The organism is Gemmatimonas aurantiaca (genome assembly GCF_037190085.1).
Lineage (GTDB): Bacteria > Gemmatimonadota > Gemmatimonadetes > Gemmatimonadales > Gemmatimonadaceae > Gemmatimonas > Gemmatimonas aurantiaca_A.
The window spans coordinates 43,526-62,658 of the sequence record NZ_JBBCJO010000008.1; the positions used below are offsets into that span (position 1 = coordinate 43,526).

A 19,133-nucleotide genomic window follows, 5' to 3' on the forward strand; every position below is an offset into this window, starting at 1 on the left:
GAGTCAGCGGCGCAACACTGAACGGAAGCGACTGAGGCGGACACGCCACGCGTATCAGCGCCGGAACGGTGGAACGAAACCCGAAACACTCGGTGACGATTCGGACGTTCTGCAAGTTAGGTGATACTGGAAGGCCCGAGTACTGGCATGGGATTTGCTCATCTGGTTATGCGAGTAGGGACTCCCCAGGAATCTGCCTGGAGAGCAGAAGTGCGGCAGGACCGTCGCGCTCTCAGCTCACTCGACCACCACCGGGCCATCCACGGCCCATGCTTTCGAGGAAAGAACCATGCGATCGTTTTTCGCGGGTGCGATGCTGCTCGCGACCGTTGCATCCACGGCAACGGCGCAAACCGTAACAGCAGTTGATGGTCCGGACCCACTGACCAGCAACGCGCTGTTCTCGGCACAGACCAATGTGGTGGACTTCACCAACTGCGGAGTGCCCTCGGGCGTCGTCATCACGGGTGGCGCGTGTCAGACGAGCTCGTCGTCCGGCAATTGGGCGCAGCCGTGGCAGAGCTACAGCGGCGGCGGTTTCTATACCACCATGGCGCCGTACCCGGGCTCCACGGTCACGGTCGATTTCTCGGGCTGGCTGGCCAACAACGCGTTCAGCTCGGTGCAGTCGCTCAGCCTGTACTGGGGATCGATCGACAGCTACCAGAAGCTGGAATTGCTCGATGGTGGTGGTAACGTGATCAGCACTATCTTCGGCTCCAGCGTGGCTTCGCCCAGCGCCAACGGTGATCAGTCGTTCCCGGGCACGAATCGCCGCGTGAACATCGACTTCGGTCCCACGGGTAGCTCGACGTTTGCGGGCCTCCGCTTCACCTCCGATCAGGCGGCGTTCGAGTTCGACGATATCGCGATCGCGGCGGTCAGCGGTGCTCAGGTGGTGCCCGAGCCGAGCACGTACGCGCTCATGGCCGCCGGCCTCGCGGGGCTGTTCGGTGTGGCGCGTCGGCGGAAGCAGAACGGCTGAACCTCGGCCGCGACAGCAAAAAAGCCCGCCGGGATCTTATCCCGGCGGGCTTTTGTTCGGAACACGACGGCGCTCCTTAACACGTGACGAGAACACACCCCTCGCATGCGCCGATGCGACCAATGCGCCGAAGGATTCCTTGCGAAACACCACGAGATTCGGAGCTGCGGCCATTCACCAAATCCAATGCGCCTAAGCGAGGTTCTCATGCTCTTCAGATTCCATCGAGAGCAACATCTCCGACGTGCGATGTGGATCGGCGCTGCGATACATGGTCATGGCATTCGCCGGCCCAATGAGCTTCACGCGCTTCGTCCCAGCGACCAAGTCGCGTGTCTTAACCTCAACACTACTGGAACAGAACACCAGTAGCGGGGGCCGATTCAGAGGAGACGTATCCGTGAGGTAGCTTCTGAGCTGTCTGACTTGAGCTGCGTCACCTATGGCAAGCACGCGTATCCGATCCCGGCGAGTCGTGAGCGACAGCGCAGGTAGCGGTCCATCTTCACCGCTGAGGGGTGCATCAACTCTTCGCGAAATTAACGACCGCACCAGATCGTATAGTCCCTTTCCAGTACTCAATGCTCCCTGCGCGATCGGATTGTCGAGTTCCTCGCGGCGGCTCATCAGAACTTTCCGGACGGTTCCATGAAGCCCCGTCGCCCATCCACGAAAATCGCGCCATTTCGTTGCTGGGGCGTCGTTCATATTCCTGGTAATGATGTCGATGTGCTCGGCGAATTCGCCGATGTCTTCACCGCACGCGCGCATATCGCCGGGCATTTGAGTTATGCGCAAATGATCCCATGCGGTATAGACCCGGCCGTGTCGCAAGCCGTTGATATATTTTGCGAGCCGGTGCACTGGCTCAAGATACTCTGGCCCCAGGAAAGCCCCATAATAGCCAAGAAATGCCGACGCCGAATGATGAATGCATTCGACCGCGGAATGTCTATAGAGATTGGTCTGGCCTGAATCCCAAAGTTTCTTGAGACGCGCAGCGTGACTGCCTGCACGCTCCAAGTCATACCGAACGGTGTCACTAAACAACCACGATCTCACGAACCATGGGTGTGGAGGTTGGGTTGACAACTCTTCTGCAATGTCCAAAAGGAGCTCAAATCTGATATTGTATGCCGGCAGACTCAAAGCTACTTCGAGGATCTGTTTGGCTATCGAGTCGAGGTCTTGCGTGCTGATTCCTCCCGCACGAGCCTCGGCAACTCCAACGCCAAGCACCCGCTCAATGAGCGCCGGAATAACTCGGTCGCGAATCAGGCTGTAGCTAAGTGGACGGCGCTCGCTGGCATCGAACTGAAGAGTCGTTCTGACCTTGGGATTGCCATACCTTTGGGCATACCTCGTCGCCCAGTGATCGGCGATGCTTCTATCGATAATATTGCGTGGCAGACTATAGATGGCTCGTAACACGCCGAGCCGTAGCGCCCCGGTATCGAGTTCGCCAGTCGCAATATCCCGTCGCTCTTGGAACTCGAGCACCTTTTCAGCGATCGCGATGCCAGTCTGAACAGGAATTCCGATCGATGCAAGTGAAAGCAGTAACTTATCGGTCTGAAACGGGACATTTTTATTCTGGCGCGGCGCGCGGATACCGAGAGGGAGAAGTTGATTGATCTGTTGGTCAAGCGCTCGCACATGCGCCGCGTACTCTTTGGAGAAGGCTCCACCGAGACCGCTGGCTCTGGGACTTATGTCGCGCCCAACATCTCGCCGTTCCAGAGCGGCCTGGTAGAGGCGCTTTGCGACGCGATCATTGAGTAGCGATTCCTCCCGCATGAACAGGAAAAAATCGTGAGGATCGACATCCGCAACGTTAACGAGAATCGCCGGATCATCTGGGGCTTCAGCCAATGCCTCGATCAATATCCGAGTCTCTCGATCAAGTAAACTGCGAGACTTGCGTGTCATGCCTCAGCGACTTCGAAGTTGATGGTAAAACCACTGGTGTGCTGAAGTTTGAAGCCTTTTCGCCAACATGTATAACGCGCGAGTAGACTGGCAGCCTTCGAAGCCGGTCGTTGATCGGGCTTGAAAAGGCGAATGTCGTGCGGCCGAACATGAATAACCCCCTTCAAGGGAGCGGCCGACCATGCGCATGTCGCCTCAAGAAACAGGTTGCCGAGCAAGAAATCGCGTATTGCTCTCTCACCTCTTGGAAGCCTTACTACCCATCGCACTCCATGTATCATCTTGACAGCCTCAAGCGTTCGTTCGGCGCTCTCGAATTCCGTCTCAAACTTATGCTCGTGACCGATGGGAATGCTCACGGACCCGAATGTTAATTCGGCTTCCGATTGAGACGTCTTCTGCTTGATTCCGGGTCCAAATTTGAAGACCGCCGTTTGTGGTCGCGTACGGACCATTCGGTACTTGACCGGTATGGTGCTAGCACCGGAATAGTGAGTTGCACTACCGTCGATAGCCTCCAAGAGCAACTCTGCGCCGGTTGAGCCAAACCACCAATCAGCCTCGCTGACAAGCCCGAACCGAATCGGCCTTGGGTTGAAGATCAGGTTCAGATCCAGTTGCAGCTCGGTGGGACCTGGACGGTCAGGAACGATATCGACAAGCAAAAGACAGTCGTCTCTCGCTTTGGTATATAGGTACTTGAGCAGCTTTGTAGGTGCGAGAACGAGGACAGGCACACGGCCTCACCAGAGTTGCAGGTCAACGATGACAACGACAGTTCATATGCGCTAGGTGCTCGCGGCGCAGAATCTGTGGACCGTGCATTGAGATCGCTAGATCCCTGTAACCGACGGAATAGCGCCGCCATTGCGAGCAATCGCCTTCACCGCGCGTCATCAGCAGTCTCTCCCGCGGTCGCTGAATCAACACGCACCATAGAGCCGCTCGAGATCCATCAGTTCCAGGTCGCCACGCTCCGCCGCCATCCGCTGGAGGTCGACGTCGAGCCCTGGCGCAAAAACGCCAGCCGGATACCGACGATCTTCAGGCGAGTGCTGCACGGGCGCGCTCTAGATGCCGCAGGTGTGACAGGCCAAACGGTCTGATCGGCCATTCCTCCCCCTATTGTCTGAATGGACCCGCAAGGCGGGAACGCCCTCGATGTCCCTTCCGCCATTGCCCCAGCAACCACGACAAGCTCGTCTGCCCGATCACCACCTGCGACATGTCGACATGGCCCCATGCCTCCGGTCGTCTCCGGTGTGGCAAAGCGGCGCACCCAGGTGCGCCTGCTCCTCGAAGATCAGGCCGCGCACCCGCGAATCGAACGTCGCGCCCATGGTCCCAGACAGTCGGGATATCGCACTCCCGCAGCACGGTCCGATTGGCCTCAAGGACGGCATAGTAGAACTGCAGGAAGGGGCCGGCGAGGGCAGACATGTGACACTGGCACCGCATCGGATCGCCATGGCGAACCACGACCCCGGCGTCGATGAGGTGCTGAAAATCAAACTGCTGCACCAGCAGCTCCTGCGCTGCCCAGCCGCGCAGTGAAAGCCTGCCCTGCAGTCAGCGCCCGCATCAGCGCAATGGCCGACCTGCACAGGATCATCTTAGTGTCCGGCAAATACTGTGTCGAAGACAACATTGATGCCGACATACAAAACGGCCGTGATTGAAAGGCCGGGCGGCAAACTGCGCCAAATGTTGACGATCGTCAACATTCTCCCGAGAAATTCGGAAATGCTCCCACTACCCCGGCGGGATATCGGTGCCATGGTCCGTCAGGCCAAGACCGCAGCCGGTCTGACCCAGGGGGCGCTGGGCACCAGGATCGGAGCCAGCCGATTCTGGGCCGCCGATTTCGAGCGCGGCAAGCCACTGGCGGAACTCGGTCTCGCGCTCCGGGCTCCGATGAGTCGACACTTGCCGCACACCACCCGACGCGAGCAACGGGTCGTAGTGCCAGCGCCGGATCTTCCGCACGGTCACCGACGCCATCTCGGGGCGTGTGGGATTGAGCGGACAATTCGTTTCCTCTAACTAGGGTTTTCGGCGGAGGAGGCTGTGCACGGTTGCAAGCGGCTTCGGGCCAGCAAATCAACGGTGTACTGCAGATCAGGCACACGCACCGCTGTACCGCTCTCGGTCCTGTTCGACCACCGTGCACGAGCTCCAGTCAATCATACTGCGAGATATAACACGGTCCGGCGCCTGCTCGGGGACATATGTCGTCGTCCACACAGCACACCTTCGCTTGTGCCGACGCTTTTCTCACAGCACCCGCGCCACCTTCCAGACGGGTGCCGCCCCATTCTCACCGGGCGTCACACGCACAATCTGCGACATCGCCGCACCATCACCCTCCAGCACCACATACGCCGAGCCGCCGGCCACTACGCGCTGCACACTCGTGAACTCCGAACCCAGCACCTGCCGATCGCTACGCAGCGGTGAGGCGTCGTACACGCCGGCATACAACTGCGCGAGTCCGGTCCACATCGAAGGCACGTCCCAGCTTCCGGCGCGATTGACGGTGCCGGTGACATCGACGACATCGGTGACGCCGATGTTCGCCAGTGCCCACGACGACAACACGTCGCCCGATTTCGTGGACGCCACTGATTCCAGCGCGGCCAGCCCGCGGCCGGCATCACCGCGCACCAGCTGACGCAGACTGGCTCCTTCGTCCTGCACGTAACGATCGAGCACGAAACGCACCAACGACCATCCGCTCGCATACCAGCTGTTGTCGTTGCGGCTGGTGGGGCCGAGCGGCGAGAGTGTGCCCGCTTCACGCAGATAGCCGTACAACTGCGAGAAGTGGCGCCACATCACCAGCGGTCGGTCGTCGCACTGCAGCAGTTCACATTCGAGGCTGCCGCTGAAGGACGTATTGCCGCGCCACGCGCCGCCGCCGGGGAAGTGGCGGGCGTACAGCTCTTCCGCGATGCGCGCGGTCGCTTCTTCCAGCCACGTCTCCTCGAATGGCATCCCACGCGCCAGTCGTTCGGCGAAGCTGGCCAGATGTTTGGCTTCGTGCACCACCGTGGCACGCATCGTCCGACGCCATTCGTCGGGGGTCTCCGTGAGTGTCGCGGTGCGCGCGTAGAACACTTCATCTTCGTTGCTGGCGGCGAAGGTGCTGCGCGGATGGAAATTGCACGCGCTCACGTACCCGGCAGTGCCCGGCGCCGAGTCGTTGACGAAACGCGTGAAGAGCATCGTCACGCGTCCGTCGCCGGCCATCATGTCGTTCATGGCCAATGGATCGCCGACGTCGCGCTTCAGCATGGGGTAGACGAGCGTGTCGAACTCCGCGCCGATGGCCCGATAACTCTGGTCCATGCGTCCGGCGCGCGGGGCGTTCACATCCTCGAGCACGAGGGCCCGTGTGCCGGCATACACGACACGCGCTTTCACCGGCTGCCCCTGCGTGCAGCTGTTGAGCAGCGCGGTCATGGTCACCGTGTCGCCGACCTGACGCTCGGTGCGCGTGGCGGCGAATGAAGACCGGCGCTGCTGCCAGCCGCGACGGGCCATGCCGGGGGTGCCGGCGAGGCGGGCCTGGGTCTGGAGGAGCGCGCCGTGGGTGTCGGCGGTTGGGGTTTCGGGTTCGGGGGTGTGGGTTTGGAGGTGAGAAGCCGGGGTGGTGAGTTGTGGGATTGCGGATTGCGTGATAACGCGGGTGGTGGCGGCGGTGGGGCTGCCGATGCCGTGCACGGAGAACACTGCCGAACGGGAGAGGTCGGTGTCGGGATTCACCAGGGCCATCACGAAGCGTGGGGCCGCCGAGCTGCTGTCCGGACGGCCGGCGGCTACGAGTTCGAAGCACCCCGACACGTCCGCCGCGGTCGTTTCCGCGCCCGTCTCCGACTGATCCGACAGGGACCCGGCCGACAGGGACTGGCCCGACAGGGACTGGCCCGGCTCGAGCAGGATCCGCTGCGCCGTGCGGAGCGGCACGTCCTGCGAAAGCAGCGTGGTCGCGCCCATTGCCACGTCGAGGCGCTTCACCGTCACCGCCGAGCAGGGGAAGACGCCCACGGGCACCGCGACTTCCATGCGGGTCGCACTCATGGCGCGCACATCGAGCGGCGTGTCCCCCAGCGTCACCCGCACGCCGGCCAGCGTCGTGGGCAGATCCTGTCCGGTGAGCACCAGCAACTGCCCGGCCTCGATCGTATCGGGCGCCACCCGGGAGACGAGTGGCGTGCCGTTCACCACGGCGGGAAGGGCCACCCCGGTTTCGGATCCCACGGGCGCCAGTGCGTCGCCGCCGTTGCATGCCTGCAACAACATCAGGGCCGTTGCCCACCCCCATACAGCGCGCCGACCCTGCCGGAGCGGCGAAGGCGCGTCGTAAGTAACTGTGGGGTTGACACTTGCGGTCATATGGGCGGGTATTACGGAAGTGGCACCGGCTCTCACACCGGGAGTATGGGAGCAATCGCTGTGCCGACCTCGACCGTGATACCGCGTGGTTCAAACCAACCTTCGCTCCCGGAAACGCCGGCTCTCTTTCGCCGCGGTTGCCGTCGCCGTACTGCTGGTGCTGGCGGCCACCCTGTTGCCGGGCAATGCCATCGAACTTGGTCAGGCGCCGCCCCGCTGGTGCCTGGCCTGCGGCGGACTGTGGGTGATGGACGCGGTCAGCAATGTCCTGCTCTTCGCCCCACTCGGCGCCGCACTGGCCAGACTGCGCGTGCGCTGGCCCTGGGCGCTGCTCATGGGCGCGGCGCTGTCGCTGACGGTGGAAACCCTGCAGTCACTGGGCATCCCGCCGGGCCGGTCGGCGGCGCTGGCCGACGTGGTGGCCAACACCGCCGGCACCGCGGTGGGTCTGCTGGCGGTGCGCTGGGGACCGGCCCTGGTCATGGCCGAGGGGCGGGCGGCCGTGTGGCTCACGGCGGCCTGGCTGGCCATGGTCGCCGGTGTCATCACGATCACCACACTCGCCCTGGGTCCCCGCCGCGCCGATCCGGAGCCGGATCCCGACCGCTTCCACATCAGCCGCTTCGAATACTCGCCCGGACTGGGCTGGTACGACGGCGAGCCGCGTCAGGCCGTGGTGAATGGCCACATGTTCCCGCACCGCGGCACGGGCCCCGTGGTCATCGCCGTACCCGCCGAGCCGTCGTCCCTCACGGTCGAAGGCACCGTCCTGGGACGGGACACGGCCACGAATACCCGGTCGTTCGTGTACGTGCATCGTGAGGACGACACCCTGGCGGTGGCCATGCTCGCGCAGAAAGGTGACGACGCGGTCTTTTCCTCCACCCGGCGGGCCTGGCTGTGGGGCCTGGCCATGCCCGGCGCGCGGCTGCGCGGGGTGTTCGCCGGACGTACCCCCGACGATCCACGGCCGCTCCGGCTCATCGGGCACAGCGACCGTACGCAGCTGATGCTCACCGAGCCCGTCACCGGCACCACGAACGTGGTGCGTCTCGAGCCCACCATGGGCTGGGCGATGATCCAGACGCTGGTGAACGTGCATCATCCGCTCGCGCCCGCCGTATTGACCGCATGGCTGCTGACGCTGTTTCTGCCGCTGGGATGGTGGGGCACGCGCAGTGGTCGTCACGCTCCGTGGGTGCTGGGGGGCGTGACGATCGCCGTGCTCGCGCTCTTCCCCGCGCTGCAGGCGCTATCGGGCGTGGCGTCGCTTCCCGCGCTGCAGTGGAGTGTCATCGGCCTGTCCATCGCGCTGGGTGTGCTGATCGATCTGGCCACGCAGCGATCACCCGAGGGTCAGCGGAGTACTATTCGCGCATGATCGAAACCGTGGTCCGATTCCTCGACGCGCTGCTGCTCGTGGTGCGTCCGGCCGTCTTCGCCGCCGGCGCGATCGCCGCCGCCGGCGCCATCGGCTCCTGGGCCGTCCGCACCCGGCGGATCTCGCCGTTCTCGCCCCTGGCCCGCACGATCCGTGAGCGTGTCGAGCCCTGGCTCGTCGCGCCCATGGAACGCCGGCTGCTGCGCGCGGGCGGCTCCCCCTACTCGGCGCCCTGGTGGGCCCTGGCGGCGGTCATCATCGGCGGCCTGCTGCTTATCTCCGGCGTGCAGTTCCTGCGCGATCAGCTGGTGATGTTGCTCTTCGCCGCCACCTCGGGCTATTCGCTGATCGCGGTGCTGGTGAAATGGACGTTCACCGTGCTGCGTGTGGCGCTGTTCGCGCGCGTGATCGCGAGTTGGGTGGGCGGCAGTCCCTACTCGAAGTGGTGGCGGTGGTCGTACGTGCTCACCGAGTGGTTCCTGGCGCCGATGCGCAATGTGATTCCAACCATCGGCATGATCGACATCACGGTGATCGTAGCGTACTTCGGGCTGGGCCTACTCGAATCCGTCATCATTGGTTCGCTGATCAGATGACAGAGGTCAGATTTCAGAGATCAGCAGGTCAGAACTGAGACGGCGATCGAATGATGAGAAATCAGACAACTACGAGGTCAGAGATCTGAGCACTGGCGGTCGAGAGGACTGTGCGCGCCACCGGCTCCGCTGGCCGGGCCTGCGACCCGGAGCACGCACGCCACCATCGACCACCAGTGCTCGGACTTCTGACATCTGACTCCTCCATCCTGCTTCCTATCTCCGTCTGGGTTCTGATCTCCGGCCTCTGAATATCTGACCATCTGACCCACCGATCTCATTTCCCGGCGCGATAGTGTCCCGCCTTTCCGTTGCACTTGCCTGGACGTGACTCGTTGGGATGGCGCTCACATGGTGGGGGCCTGTACACGCTCCGAAACATCGTTGCCATTCACGGTGCTGCTGTATGGACCGCGATGGGTTCGGGGTGAAGCGGGCGCGGGTGACGCCTGATGTGGGGTCGGACCACCGGCCGTTCGTCGTGGATCTGCGCGGGCCGGGTAGGCCTTAGGGCTTGTGGTCGACTATCCGGTCCCTGCGGCGCTCGCGCCACATGGGTATCACGTTCCGGTGACAATTGGCACGGAAGTCATTGCTTCGGCCTGATTTTTCCATGGACCGGGATTTGCAGAAGGAGTAGCAACTCCGTTTGCCGTCCTCATCATCCGACACATGATCACGTCTCTTTCGCGCGTCACCGCTGCTCTTTCGCTGGTCGTTGCTGCCGCCACTTCGGTGCAGGCGCAGATCATGAACACCGGCGTGGGTGCCGGCTCGACCGACGCCTACTGGACGGTCAGCGCGTTCAATCTTTCGATGGTTCCGACGTACGGTCCCGCGTCGGCGTCGGTGATCCTGAACCCGCCCTCGGCGCCGTGGGCCCCGAACGATGGCCCGACGTCGCGTTGGATCGGTGTCAACACCGCCGGCAGTGTCGGCTCCGCTTCCATCTATCACTTCCAGACGAGCCTGCTCGGCTCGGCGCCCATCACCGGGTCCATCGGTTGGGACAACCAACTGCTCGGCTACGAATTCCTGGATGCGTCCAACAACTCGCTCTCGGGTCTAGTGGCGCCCAGCTCTTCCTGGTTGATGGATGTGCCGTCTGGCAGCCAAGTGTCTGGTTTCTGCCGCGATGGTGACGGAGTTTTCCCGTCGAGTGGCTTCCCGGGCTCGTGCCTCTCGGCCTTCACCCTGTCGGCCGCGCAGTATCAGGGTGCGACGTCCATCCGCTTCGTGCTCCAGGGTGACGGCTCCACCGACGGTCTCCGGATCGCGAACGCCGCCACGTCGACCGTGCCCGAGCCCAGCACCTACGCGCTGATGGCCGCCGGTCTCATGGCCATGGCGGCCGTGGCCCGTCGCCGCCGGTCGGTCTGAGCGAAAACAGCGTTGGACGGTCACTGCTGACCGTCCACTGGATGTGAAAGGGGCGCCTTCGGGCGCCCTTTTCTTTTGACTCTTCCGAAATCTCAAAGAACGAATCGACCGACCAACTGACGGATCACTGACATTCGAGTCTCAGCTTTCGGGTATCGGATGTCCGATCCCCGGAAGCCGGGGTGTTTTGCCGGAAGTATATACAAACGGATATATTCCCGGTGGTTCACCGCCGCCCCATTCACTGGGTGGGTTCCACACTGGCGGACCTGCGGGCCTTCCCGGCAGCCGCTCGACGACGTGTTGGCCAGGAGCTCGATCTGCTGCATGCGTTTCAGAAGAAGACAAGACAAACCGCACGAATGGATCTGGAGCTCGGCGAGAAGCGGTATCGGGAACTTTGCGACAGCGGGCAACCTGCTGAGGACCACACTTCATGACGGCCAGGATCACGCGCGGCAGTGGTAATGTCTTCACGGATCTGGGTTTCGCGCCTGCCGAGGCGGCCAACTTGCAGTTGCGCTCCGATCTCATGATCGCGCTTCGGAAGCGGCTGACCATGTTCGGGACAACACAAGCCGAGTGGGCTGCGGTGCTGGACGTTTCACAGCCGCGCATCAGCGACTTGCTGCGTGCGAAAATCGATCGCTTCAGCGTGGACACGCTGATTGCGTACCTTGGAAAGACGGGCGCGGAAGTTCGAGTCTCCGTGCGAACCCCGAAGCAAGCGGCCTGACGTCCTACGTGAGCACCTGATGCCGGTGCCGGTCACTGGACCCGCGTTCAGTGTCGTGTGGTATAATCCGACGTGGCGCATTCCAGCGCCGCACGATGGCCCGCCAGCGCCTGCCGGCCCTGGCGCCGCCCGGCCCGACTTCTGCCTGGAGTGCCTTCCATGCGCCACTGGTCCCTCATCACTGCCGCCGCGATCGCGATGTCGCCGCTGGCGGCCCAGGCCCAGGACAAGGACATCATCGAGACGGCCACCGCGGTCGGCTCGTTCAAGACGTTGACGAAGCTGCTGGGTGACGCCGGACTGACGGAGACGCTCCGCGGCCCCGGGCCGTTCACGGTCTTTGCCCCCACCGACGAGGCGTTCGCCAAGCTGACGCCCGGCACCCTCGATGCCCTCGCGAAAGACCGCTCACGACTGCGCAGCGTGCTGCTCTATCATGTGGTGGCCGGAAAGATCACGGCCGCCGATGCGGTGAAGCTGGCCGGCACGGGACGCAAGACGGTCGAAGGACGGGAAGCCAAGATCTCGGTCATGGGCAGCACACCCATGATCAACAACGCACATGTCACCCAGGCCGACATCGCCGCGAAGAACGGGGTCATCCACGGCATCGATGCGGTCATGATGCCGCCGGGGCGGTAGCGGCGGCAAGGTCCGGCTCCCGGGACGGTCATTTCACCGGACTTCCCCGTTAAATTGCAGTCATCGGATCTTCACTCGCGGAGCCTACCGTGTACCTGACCGTTGCAGTTGACCACGAGGCGGATGGCCGTTGCCTCGCCGAGATCCCCGAGTTGCCGGGGGTGCTCGCCTATGGTGCGACGGAGGACGAGGCCATCTCGCGGGTGCAGACGCTCGCGCTGCGGGTTCTCGCGGATCGCTTGGAAAACGGAGAATCGGCGCCGAGTCTCCTCCCGCTCGATTTTCGCGCCGCCTGACGACCTGGGTGGTCACATGAGTGAATGGCCAGCGACCAAGGCTCGGCGGGCCCTCGCCGCGTTGCAGCGAATCGGCTGGCGGATCAAACGAGAGACGAGTTCGCACCGCTGACCCGGGATGGGTGGCCCGACACGGTGTTTACGTTTCACGATCACGAGGAGATCGCCCCTCGGATGCTCGCACGCCTCGCAAAACACACAGGGCTCACGCCAGACGATCTGTAGCGAAGCCGTGGGCGCTGTTGCGGAGTCAGCGCCGAGAGGATAATTGGGGAGTGTCTCGCCCTCCCCAACTCCTTCCGATGCGTCTTTCCTTCCCCGCGCGCGGCATCAGGCTGGCCGCGGTCGTTCTGCTCGCTCCGGCGCTGCTCCACCCCGCTTCTCTCTCCGCACAGGGTGCACAGGCGCAGACCGCGCCGGCGCCCGCCGATCTCATCGTCACCAATGCCCGCGTCTACACGGCCGACGATGCCCGTCCGCTCGTGGAGGCATTTGCGGTGCGTGACGGACGCATCGTCTTCGTGGGATCCCAGCGCGAAGCGACGATGCTCAAGGGGGCGTCCACCCGCATGCTCGACGCCGAGGGGCGCACGATCATTCCGGGCATGGTCGACGCGCATGCGCACTTCGCGGGCCTCGCGCAGAAACTGCGCGCCGTGGATCTGGTGGGCACGCGCAGTCTCGACGAGGTGGTCGCACGAGTAGCCGAGAAGGCCAGGAACCTGCCCAAGGGCACGTGGATCACCGGCCGCGGATGGGATCAGAACGCCTGGGCCGACACGCGCTTCCCCACCCACGAGGCTCTTTCGGCGGCCATTCCCGATCATCCGGTGATGCTCACCCGGGTGGACGGTCACGCGGGTTTCGTGAACGCCGCGGCCATGCGTCTCGCGGGTCTCACGCGCATCACGAAAGACCCCGACGGCGGCAAGATCCTCAAGGACGCGCAGGGCAATCCCACGGGCGTGCTGATCGATCGCGCGCAGGGCATCGTCGGGGCGAAAGTGCCGGAGTTCACGCGCGAAGAAATGCGATCGGCGCTCAAGGACGCGGTGGCCCGCATGCATTCGTTCGGTCTGGTGGGCATGCATGATGCGGGCGCCTCCCGCGCGAACATCGATCTCTTCGAGGACATGGCGCAGAAGCAGGAGCTGAATCTCCGGCTCTATGTCATGATCGGCGACGATTCGGCCGCCCTGCGGCACTACTTCGCACAGGGTCCCCGTTCGGGGCTCTACAACGGACAGGTGTGGGTGCGTGCCGTCAAGCTGTACGCCGATGGCGCCATGGGATCACGCGGCGCGGCACTGCTCGAACCGTACAGCGACGATCCGAACAACACGGGTCTGCTGCTCAGCGCGCCGCAGCACATCCAGGATGTCGCGGAGGCGGGTCTCCGGGCCGGCTTTCAGGTCAACACCCATGCCATCGGCGACCGCGGCAACCGGGTGGTGCTCGACGCCTACGAAAAAGCGCTCGGTCTCGCGCCGCGCGTGGATCATCGTTTCCGCGTGGAGCACGCGCAGATCCTGCATTACGACGACATCCCGCGTTTCGCGCAGCTGGGGGTGATTCCGTCCATGCAGGCCAGTCACCAGACGAGCGACATGTACTGGATCGGCAAACGTCTCGGCCCCACGCGCCTGTACGGTGCGTATGCCTGGCAGTCGTTGCTGCAGACGGGTGTGGTGATCCCGAACGGTTCGGACTTTCCGGTGGAGGAGGTGAATCCGCTCATCTCCTTCCACGCGGCCATCGCGCGTCAGGATGGTCGTGACTGGCCGGCAGGCGGCTGGTATCCCGAGCAGAAGATGTCGCGCGAGGATGCGCTGCGCAGCATGACGATCTGGCCGGCGTATTCGGGGTTCCAGGAGAAGGAGCTGGGTTCGATCACACCCGGGAAGTACGCGGACTTCGTGATGCTGGATCAGGACATCATGCGCGTACCGGTGGAACTGGTGCTGAAGACGAAGGTGCTGGCGACCTATGTGGGTGGCAAGGCGGTGTACGAGGGAACGGTCAGACACTAGCCGTACGGGCCCATGCGGGCAGATACGAGCGGACATGAGCTGGAGACGATGACGTGAGACTGGTTTCCCTGTTACCGGCGGCGACGGAGATCGTGGCGTTGCTCGGCGCGACGGAGTCGCTCGTGGGCGTGACGCACGAATGCGACTATCCCGATGTCGTGGGCTCGCGGGCGCGGGTCACGAAGCGGGCGTTGCCGGACACGCACGATCCGGCGGCCATCGACGAGGCGGTGCGGACACAGCACGCCGAGGGGCTGGCGCTGTTCACGCTCGACGAAACGAAGATCCGCGCATTGCATCCCGACCTGATGCTCACACAGGCGCTCTGCGATGTCTGTGCGGTGCGTGAAACCGATGTGCGGGCGCTGGCCTCGCGTCTTTCCCCCACGCCGAACGTGGTGACGCTGGGCGGCACGTCGCTCGATGGCATCTATGCGGATATCCGTGCGGTGGCCGACGCGCTCGATGCGGCAGACGAAGCCGAGGAGTTGCTGGCGGGACTGCACGATCGCGTGAAGCACGTGCACGAGACGCTCAAGGCGGCGAAGGCGCCACGTCCGCGGGTGGCGCTCGTGGAGTGGACATCGCCGGTGTATCTGGCGGGGCACTGGGGCCCGGAACAGATCAAGCGCGCCGGTGGCATTGACGTGCTGGGGGTGGCGGGCGCGCATTCGGTGCCGGTCTCCATGGACGCGCTGCGTGCGGCCGATCCGGAGATCCTGATCTTCGCGCCCTGCGGCTACGGCGTGCAGGCGGCGGCCGCGGAAGCGCGCGCCTGTCTGGCGCGTCCCGAATGGGCATGGGCGGCCAACCGCATCGTCTGGGCCATGGACGCCAACGGTCTCACCACCCGCCCCGGGCCGCGCATTGTCGATGGCATCGAAGCGATGGCGCGCATCTTCAATCCGTCGCTGTTTTCTCCGATCGACAGGAGACACGCCCTGCGGGTCACGTGAGGGACTCTGGCCTCTGACCTCAGATCTTCAGACGGGGTCAGAGGTCAGAGATCAGTCGGTCAGAACTGAGACGGCGATCGAATGATGAGAGATCAGACCACCACGAGGTCAGAAATCTGAGCGCTGGTGGTCGAGGGGATCGTGCGTGTCACCGGCTTCCTGCCTGGGCGCCCGCAGGGCCCTCGGGGCGCGAAGCGCCCCGCAACACGCGATCCCTCGCGTCAGTACCCACTCCGCGGACGAAGTGCTCAGACCTCTCATCTCGTAGGTCATCTGATTTCTCATTCCTCTATAGCCGTCTCAGTTCTGACCGACTGATCTCTCACCTCTGACCCCGTCTGAAAGTCGGAGCTCTGTCCTCACCCAAGCCAGAGCTTGACCGCCGTGAAAACCAGAAGTACCGCGAATGCCTTGCGCAGCGTTTCCGCGTCTATGTGGTTGGAAATGAACGCGCCGAGGTAAGCGCCGATGGCCATGCCGAACGCGATGAACAGGGCCTCGCGAATGTGCAGATGGCCGTTGCGGTAGTAGGTCATCGCGCCGATCGCCGCGCCGACGGGGAGCACAAGGGCCGCGAGTGAAGTGCCGGCGGCGTGCTGGGGCGACATTCCGGCGAGGTAGATCAGGGCCGGCACGATGACGATGCCGCCGCCGATTCCGAACACCCCCGAGAGAATCCCGGCGCCAAGTCCAATACCGATGAGGAGGAAGATCATGCCTGAACCTACCACGTATATTTCAGGAATGCTCTCCGACTCCTCCATCGTCTTTCTGAAGCGCCTGCTCGACACGCCCGGCCCGTCGGGCTTCGAGGGCGCGCCGGCGCGCGTCTGGCGCACTGAAGCGGCCACGTTCACGACCGCCATCCGCGCCGATGTCATCGGCAACTCCTACGCCACCGTCGAAGGCAGCGGGGGCGCGAACGCTCCCACGATCCTGCTGGCCGGTCATATCGACGAAATCGGTGTGATCATCACGCACATCGACGACAACGGCTACGTCTATTTCGAACCCATCGGCGGATGGGATCCGCAGGTGCTGGTGGCGCAGCGCATGCGCTTCCTGGGCCGCAACGGCGAGGTGTTCGGGGTGATCGGCAAGAAGGCCATCCACCTCATGAAGCCGGAAGAGCGCGAGAAGGCCTCGAAGATCACCGATCTGTGGGTCGACATCGGTGTGAAGAACAAAGCCGAGGCGCTGGAGCTGCTGCAGGTGGGCGACGCGGGCGTGATCGATTCACGCGCCATGGACATGCCCAATCATCGCATCGTGTCGCGCAGCATCGACGATCGGATCGGTGCGTTCGTCGTGCTCGAAGCTCTGCGTCGCTACGCGGAAAACCCCGGTCATGCCCGCGTGGTGGCCGCGGCCACGGCGCAGGAGGAGATCGGCTACACCGGCGGCGGCGCGCGGGTGGCCGCGCACTCGCAGGAAGCCACGATGGCGATCGCGGTGGACGTGACGTTCGCCACCGATCATCCGGGCGTGAAGAAAGAAGAGATCGGCGAACACAACATCGGCGGTGGTCCGGTACTCACGCGTGGGTCGGTGGTGTCGCCGGTGGTATACCGTCTGCTGGCCGACACGGCGCAACGCCTGGAGATGCCGTTCTCCATTCATGCGGCCGGACGGTTCACCAGCACCGATGCCGACGCCATGCAACTCGCACGTAGTGGTGTGGCCACGGGACTGGTGTCCATCCCGAATCGCTACATGCACTCGCCGAACGAGATGGTGTCGCTGGAAGACCTCGACCGCGCCGCGACGCTCATCGCGGAAACATGCCGGGCGGTGACCAGCACGACCGATTTCACCGACCGATAAGGGTCAAGGGAGCCCGATACGGCCGTCTCTCATTCCCAGGGTCAATAACCGGATCCGGCCGTCTCTCGGCCCAAGGGTCAACGACGCCGGATCCGGTCGTCTCTCATCCCCACCCTTCCGGGCGTCGTGCCGACGTGGCCAGCGCGGCCGCCACGGCCGCAGCGACGTCCGGATCGGGATCATTGCGCAGACTCTCCAGCGCGGGCACCACGGCCTGTCCGCGGGCGCGCAGCAGCGATTCGATCGCGGCCACGCGAAGATAGGACTCCCTGGGCGCAGGTCGTTCACTGCCGTCCTGGGGTTGCTGCGGGGGCAGCGCAATACGCAGCAGACGCTGCACCGCGTCGGCGGATCCGAGTCGCCCCAATGAAGCCAGCATTTCGAGCGCGACGTCTTCGTCGGTTTCGCGTTCGAGGGCCATGGCCAGCCGCGCCGCGGGCGGACGCACACTGCCGCTGGCGCTGGATGTGAGTCCGTACGATGCGGCGGCGATGCGGCGCACTTCGGCGTTACGATCGTCGATCAGTCCGTGCAGTCCGGCCAGTGCCTTGGCGCTGCCCAGCCGGATGAGGGCACGGGCCACGGCGATGCGAATGCGATCGTCTTCGTGCGTGACGAGCGGCAACATCGCTGTGTCGGCGTATTCCACGCCCATCTCGCCGAGCAGGGCCACCGCGTTGCGCACCACATACCAGCGTGGATCGCGTACGAGTTCGAAGAGCAAGGTGGCGCCGAGGTCGAGCGAGACGATACTGTCGAAATAGGCGCGGCGGGCGGGAGCGTCCTGGACGCGCATGAGCTGATTGACGAGAATCTCGACGGCGATCTCGCCGGCGCGCGCGAACAGCTCCAGCAGGATCAGTCGATCGGGCACATGCGGCAACCGTTCGCCGATCAGTTCGAGCGTGCGTCGATGCTGCAGACGACGCAGCAGTCGCTCCAGCGCGAGCCGGGTCCCGCCGGTTCCCACCGCATGCACCTGCGCGACACACGCGCGCGCGATGCCCTCCACCACATGCGCATCGCCCCGGTACTCGGCGTCATCGAGCACCTGCACGAGCTGATCGACGGCATGATTAGCGGCGTCATCCCCATGCGCCGCGGTCAGCCTGGTGAGCGCCGTCGCCGCCACCGACGAGGTCATCCCCTCGGGCAGGGTGGCATTGATGGCGGCGATCCCCTCGGCCGGTGTTTCGAGTCGGTATTCCGACGCCACGTCGGCGGGTGTCACCAGCACGCTCCACGAGCGCAACAACTCGCGCGACGCGGATTCGGCACCGGCGAGGCCACTGCCTCCGCCGGTGCCGGTGATGCTGCTCATCGTGGTGGGCGTATCACTGGAAAACGGCGGCGCTTCCCGGCTGCGCGGCGAGGAGGCGAGCATGGACGCCAGTGTGAACAGCTCCCCCGGTGCCGCGCCCTGCCGCACGGTGATCCCCCCTATACCCAGGGCGATCCCCCGCTGCAGCAGCGAGGCCAGCAAGGGATCGTCACGCGTGAGTCCCGGGTCCACCGGTTCACCGGCCAGCACGAACTGCCCGTCGACAATGCGACACAGCATCGCCCCTTCGCGAATACGCGCGGCCAGCGACCGCAGCGCATCCCGCACCGCCGCGCGTTCGAGCGCATCCCCCGCACCGGCCATCCCCAGCGTCACGATGCGATCGACGAGCAACGCCAACGCCCGCACCGCCCCCCGCGCCGCGCGCCCATCGGGCACGACCCGAAACGCGCCGGACTCGGCGGACGAAGAGGAAGGCGTGGAGCGACGATAGCCGAGGGAAGGCAAGGAGAAGGGAGCTGGGGCTACGGGGCGGGGACTACGGGAGCTGGAACCACGGGAGCTGGAACCACGGGAGCTGGACCTACGGAAACTACGCTCTCACATGCGGATGCACATGTCGCACTAACTTCCCGTGAGCCGGTCCCGTAGTTCCAGCTCCCGTAGTTCCAGCTCCCGTGGTTCCAGCTCCCGTAGGTCCA

Annotated in this window: 17 protein-coding genes and 1 pseudogene; 12 read left to right on the forward strand and 6 right to left on the reverse strand. The window is 64.2% G+C overall.

Going from position 1 to position 19,133, the window contains the following annotated elements; translation table 11 throughout:
- The first annotated feature begins 289 nt into the window (after positions 1 to 289).
- Positions 290 to 985 carry a PEP-CTERM sorting domain-containing protein gene (locus WG208_RS11295; RefSeq protein ID WP_337171462.1) on the forward strand — a complete coding sequence of 232 codons (696 nt, stop codon included), beginning with the start codon at positions 290 to 292 and terminating at the stop codon, positions 983 to 985.
- A 192-nt stretch (positions 986 to 1,177) separates the two neighbouring features.
- Here WG208_RS11295 and WG208_RS11300 read toward each other — a convergent pair whose 3' ends face one another.
- The 3 genes from WG208_RS11300 to WG208_RS11310 all read right to left on the reverse strand — a co-directional run bounded on the left by WG208_RS11300 (position 1,178) and on the right by WG208_RS11310 (position 3,975).
- Positions 1,178 to 2,914, reverse strand: coding sequence for a hypothetical protein (locus tag WG208_RS11300; RefSeq protein ID WP_337171463.1), 1,737 nt, complete (start codon positions 2,912 to 2,914; stop codon positions 1,178 to 1,180).
- Positions 2,911 to 3,651 carry a hypothetical protein gene (locus tag WG208_RS11305; RefSeq protein WP_337171464.1) on the reverse strand — a complete coding sequence of 247 codons (741 nt, stop codon included), beginning with the start codon at positions 3,649 to 3,651 and terminating at the stop codon, positions 2,911 to 2,913. Before WG208_RS11305 ends, WG208_RS11300 begins: the two co-directional genes overlap by 4 nt.
- A 186-nt stretch (positions 3,652 to 3,837) precedes the next feature.
- Positions 3,838 to 3,975 (reverse strand): hypothetical protein, encoded by a 138-nt coding sequence (locus WG208_RS11310; RefSeq protein ID WP_337171465.1) that lies wholly within the window; start codon positions 3,973 to 3,975, stop codon positions 3,838 to 3,840.
- Positions 3,976 to 4,252: 277 nt separating this feature from the next.
- On the opposite strand from WG208_RS11310, the gene WG208_RS11315 reads away from it, so the two are divergent.
- On the forward strand, positions 4,253 to 4,468 hold the full coding sequence (locus WG208_RS11315; protein ID WP_337171466.1) for a hypothetical protein: 216 nt from the start codon (positions 4,253 to 4,255) through the stop codon (positions 4,466 to 4,468).
- A 720-nt stretch (positions 4,469 to 5,188) separates the two neighbouring features.
- Here WG208_RS11315 and WG208_RS11320 read toward each other — a convergent pair.
- Positions 5,189 to 7,216 carry a hypothetical protein gene (locus tag WG208_RS11320; protein ID WP_337171467.1) on the reverse strand — a complete coding sequence of 676 codons (2,028 nt, stop codon included), beginning with the start codon at positions 7,214 to 7,216 and terminating at the stop codon, positions 5,189 to 5,191.
- A 178-nt stretch (positions 7,217 to 7,394) separates the two neighbouring features.
- Between WG208_RS11320 and WG208_RS11325 the strand changes: the two genes are divergently transcribed.
- From WG208_RS11325 to WG208_RS11360, 9 genes and pseudogenes are all read left to right on the forward strand, one after another.
- Complete coding sequence (locus WG208_RS11325; RefSeq protein WP_337171468.1) at positions 7,395 to 8,690, forward strand: VanZ family protein; 1,296 nt, start codon at positions 7,395 to 7,397, stop codon at positions 8,688 to 8,690.
- Positions 8,687 to 9,286, forward strand: a complete 600-nt coding sequence (locus WG208_RS11330; protein WP_337171469.1) for a YggT family protein — start codon at positions 8,687 to 8,689, stop codon at positions 9,284 to 9,286. The genes WG208_RS11325 and WG208_RS11330 overlap by 4 nt, the downstream gene beginning before the upstream one ends.
- A gap of 672 nt (positions 9,287 to 9,958) precedes the next feature.
- Complete coding sequence (locus tag WG208_RS11335) at positions 9,959 to 10,666, forward strand: PEP-CTERM sorting domain-containing protein (RefSeq protein WP_337171470.1); 708 nt, start codon at positions 9,959 to 9,961, stop codon at positions 10,664 to 10,666.
- 436 nt (positions 10,667 to 11,102) lie between these two features.
- Complete coding sequence (locus WG208_RS11340) at positions 11,103 to 11,402, forward strand: helix-turn-helix transcriptional regulator (RefSeq protein WP_337171471.1); 300 nt, start codon at positions 11,103 to 11,105, stop codon at positions 11,400 to 11,402.
- A 159-nt stretch (positions 11,403 to 11,561) separates the two neighbouring features.
- Positions 11,562 to 12,044: a fasciclin domain-containing protein gene (locus WG208_RS11345; RefSeq protein ID WP_337171472.1), complete on the forward strand. Its 483-nt coding sequence runs from the start codon at positions 11,562 to 11,564 to the stop codon at positions 12,042 to 12,044.
- 89 nt (positions 12,045 to 12,133) lie between these two features.
- A complete protein-coding gene (locus WG208_RS11350) occupies positions 12,134 to 12,340 on the forward strand; it encodes a hypothetical protein (protein WP_337171473.1) in 207 nt (68 codons plus the stop codon).
- A 16-nt stretch (positions 12,341 to 12,356) separates the two neighbouring features.
- Positions 12,357 to 12,565, forward strand: a pseudogene (locus tag WG208_RS18780) (type II toxin-antitoxin system HicA family toxin).
- A 77-nt stretch (positions 12,566 to 12,642) separates the two neighbouring features.
- Entirely contained in the window at positions 12,643 to 14,370 is a 1,728-nt protein-coding gene (locus tag WG208_RS11355; RefSeq protein WP_337171474.1) for an amidohydrolase, read from the forward strand.
- A gap of 53 nt (positions 14,371 to 14,423) precedes the next feature.
- Positions 14,424 to 15,326, forward strand: a complete 903-nt coding sequence (locus WG208_RS11360) for an ABC transporter substrate-binding protein (RefSeq protein WP_337171475.1) — start codon at positions 14,424 to 14,426, stop codon at positions 15,324 to 15,326.
- A 359-nt stretch (positions 15,327 to 15,685) separates the two neighbouring features.
- Here the strand turns inward: WG208_RS11360 and WG208_RS11365 are convergent, their stop codons facing one another.
- Positions 15,686 to 16,042, reverse strand: coding sequence for a sulfite exporter TauE/SafE family protein (locus WG208_RS11365; protein ID WP_337171476.1), 357 nt, complete (start codon positions 16,040 to 16,042; stop codon positions 15,686 to 15,688).
- Positions 16,043 to 16,070: 28 nt separating this feature from the next.
- Here WG208_RS11365 and WG208_RS11370 point away from each other — a divergent pair, with 28 nt between their 5' ends.
- Positions 16,071 to 17,150, forward strand: coding sequence for a M42 family metallopeptidase (locus WG208_RS11370; RefSeq protein WP_337171477.1), 1,080 nt, complete (start codon positions 16,071 to 16,073; stop codon positions 17,148 to 17,150).
- 103 nt (positions 17,151 to 17,253) lie between these two features.
- On the opposite strand, the gene WG208_RS11375 is transcribed toward WG208_RS11370, so the two are convergent.
- Positions 17,254 to 18,939 carry a HEAT repeat domain-containing protein gene (locus WG208_RS11375; RefSeq protein ID WP_337171478.1) on the reverse strand — a complete coding sequence of 562 codons (1,686 nt, stop codon included), beginning with the start codon at positions 18,937 to 18,939 and terminating at the stop codon, positions 17,254 to 17,256.
- Between the last annotated feature and the right edge of the window lie 194 nt (positions 18,940 to 19,133).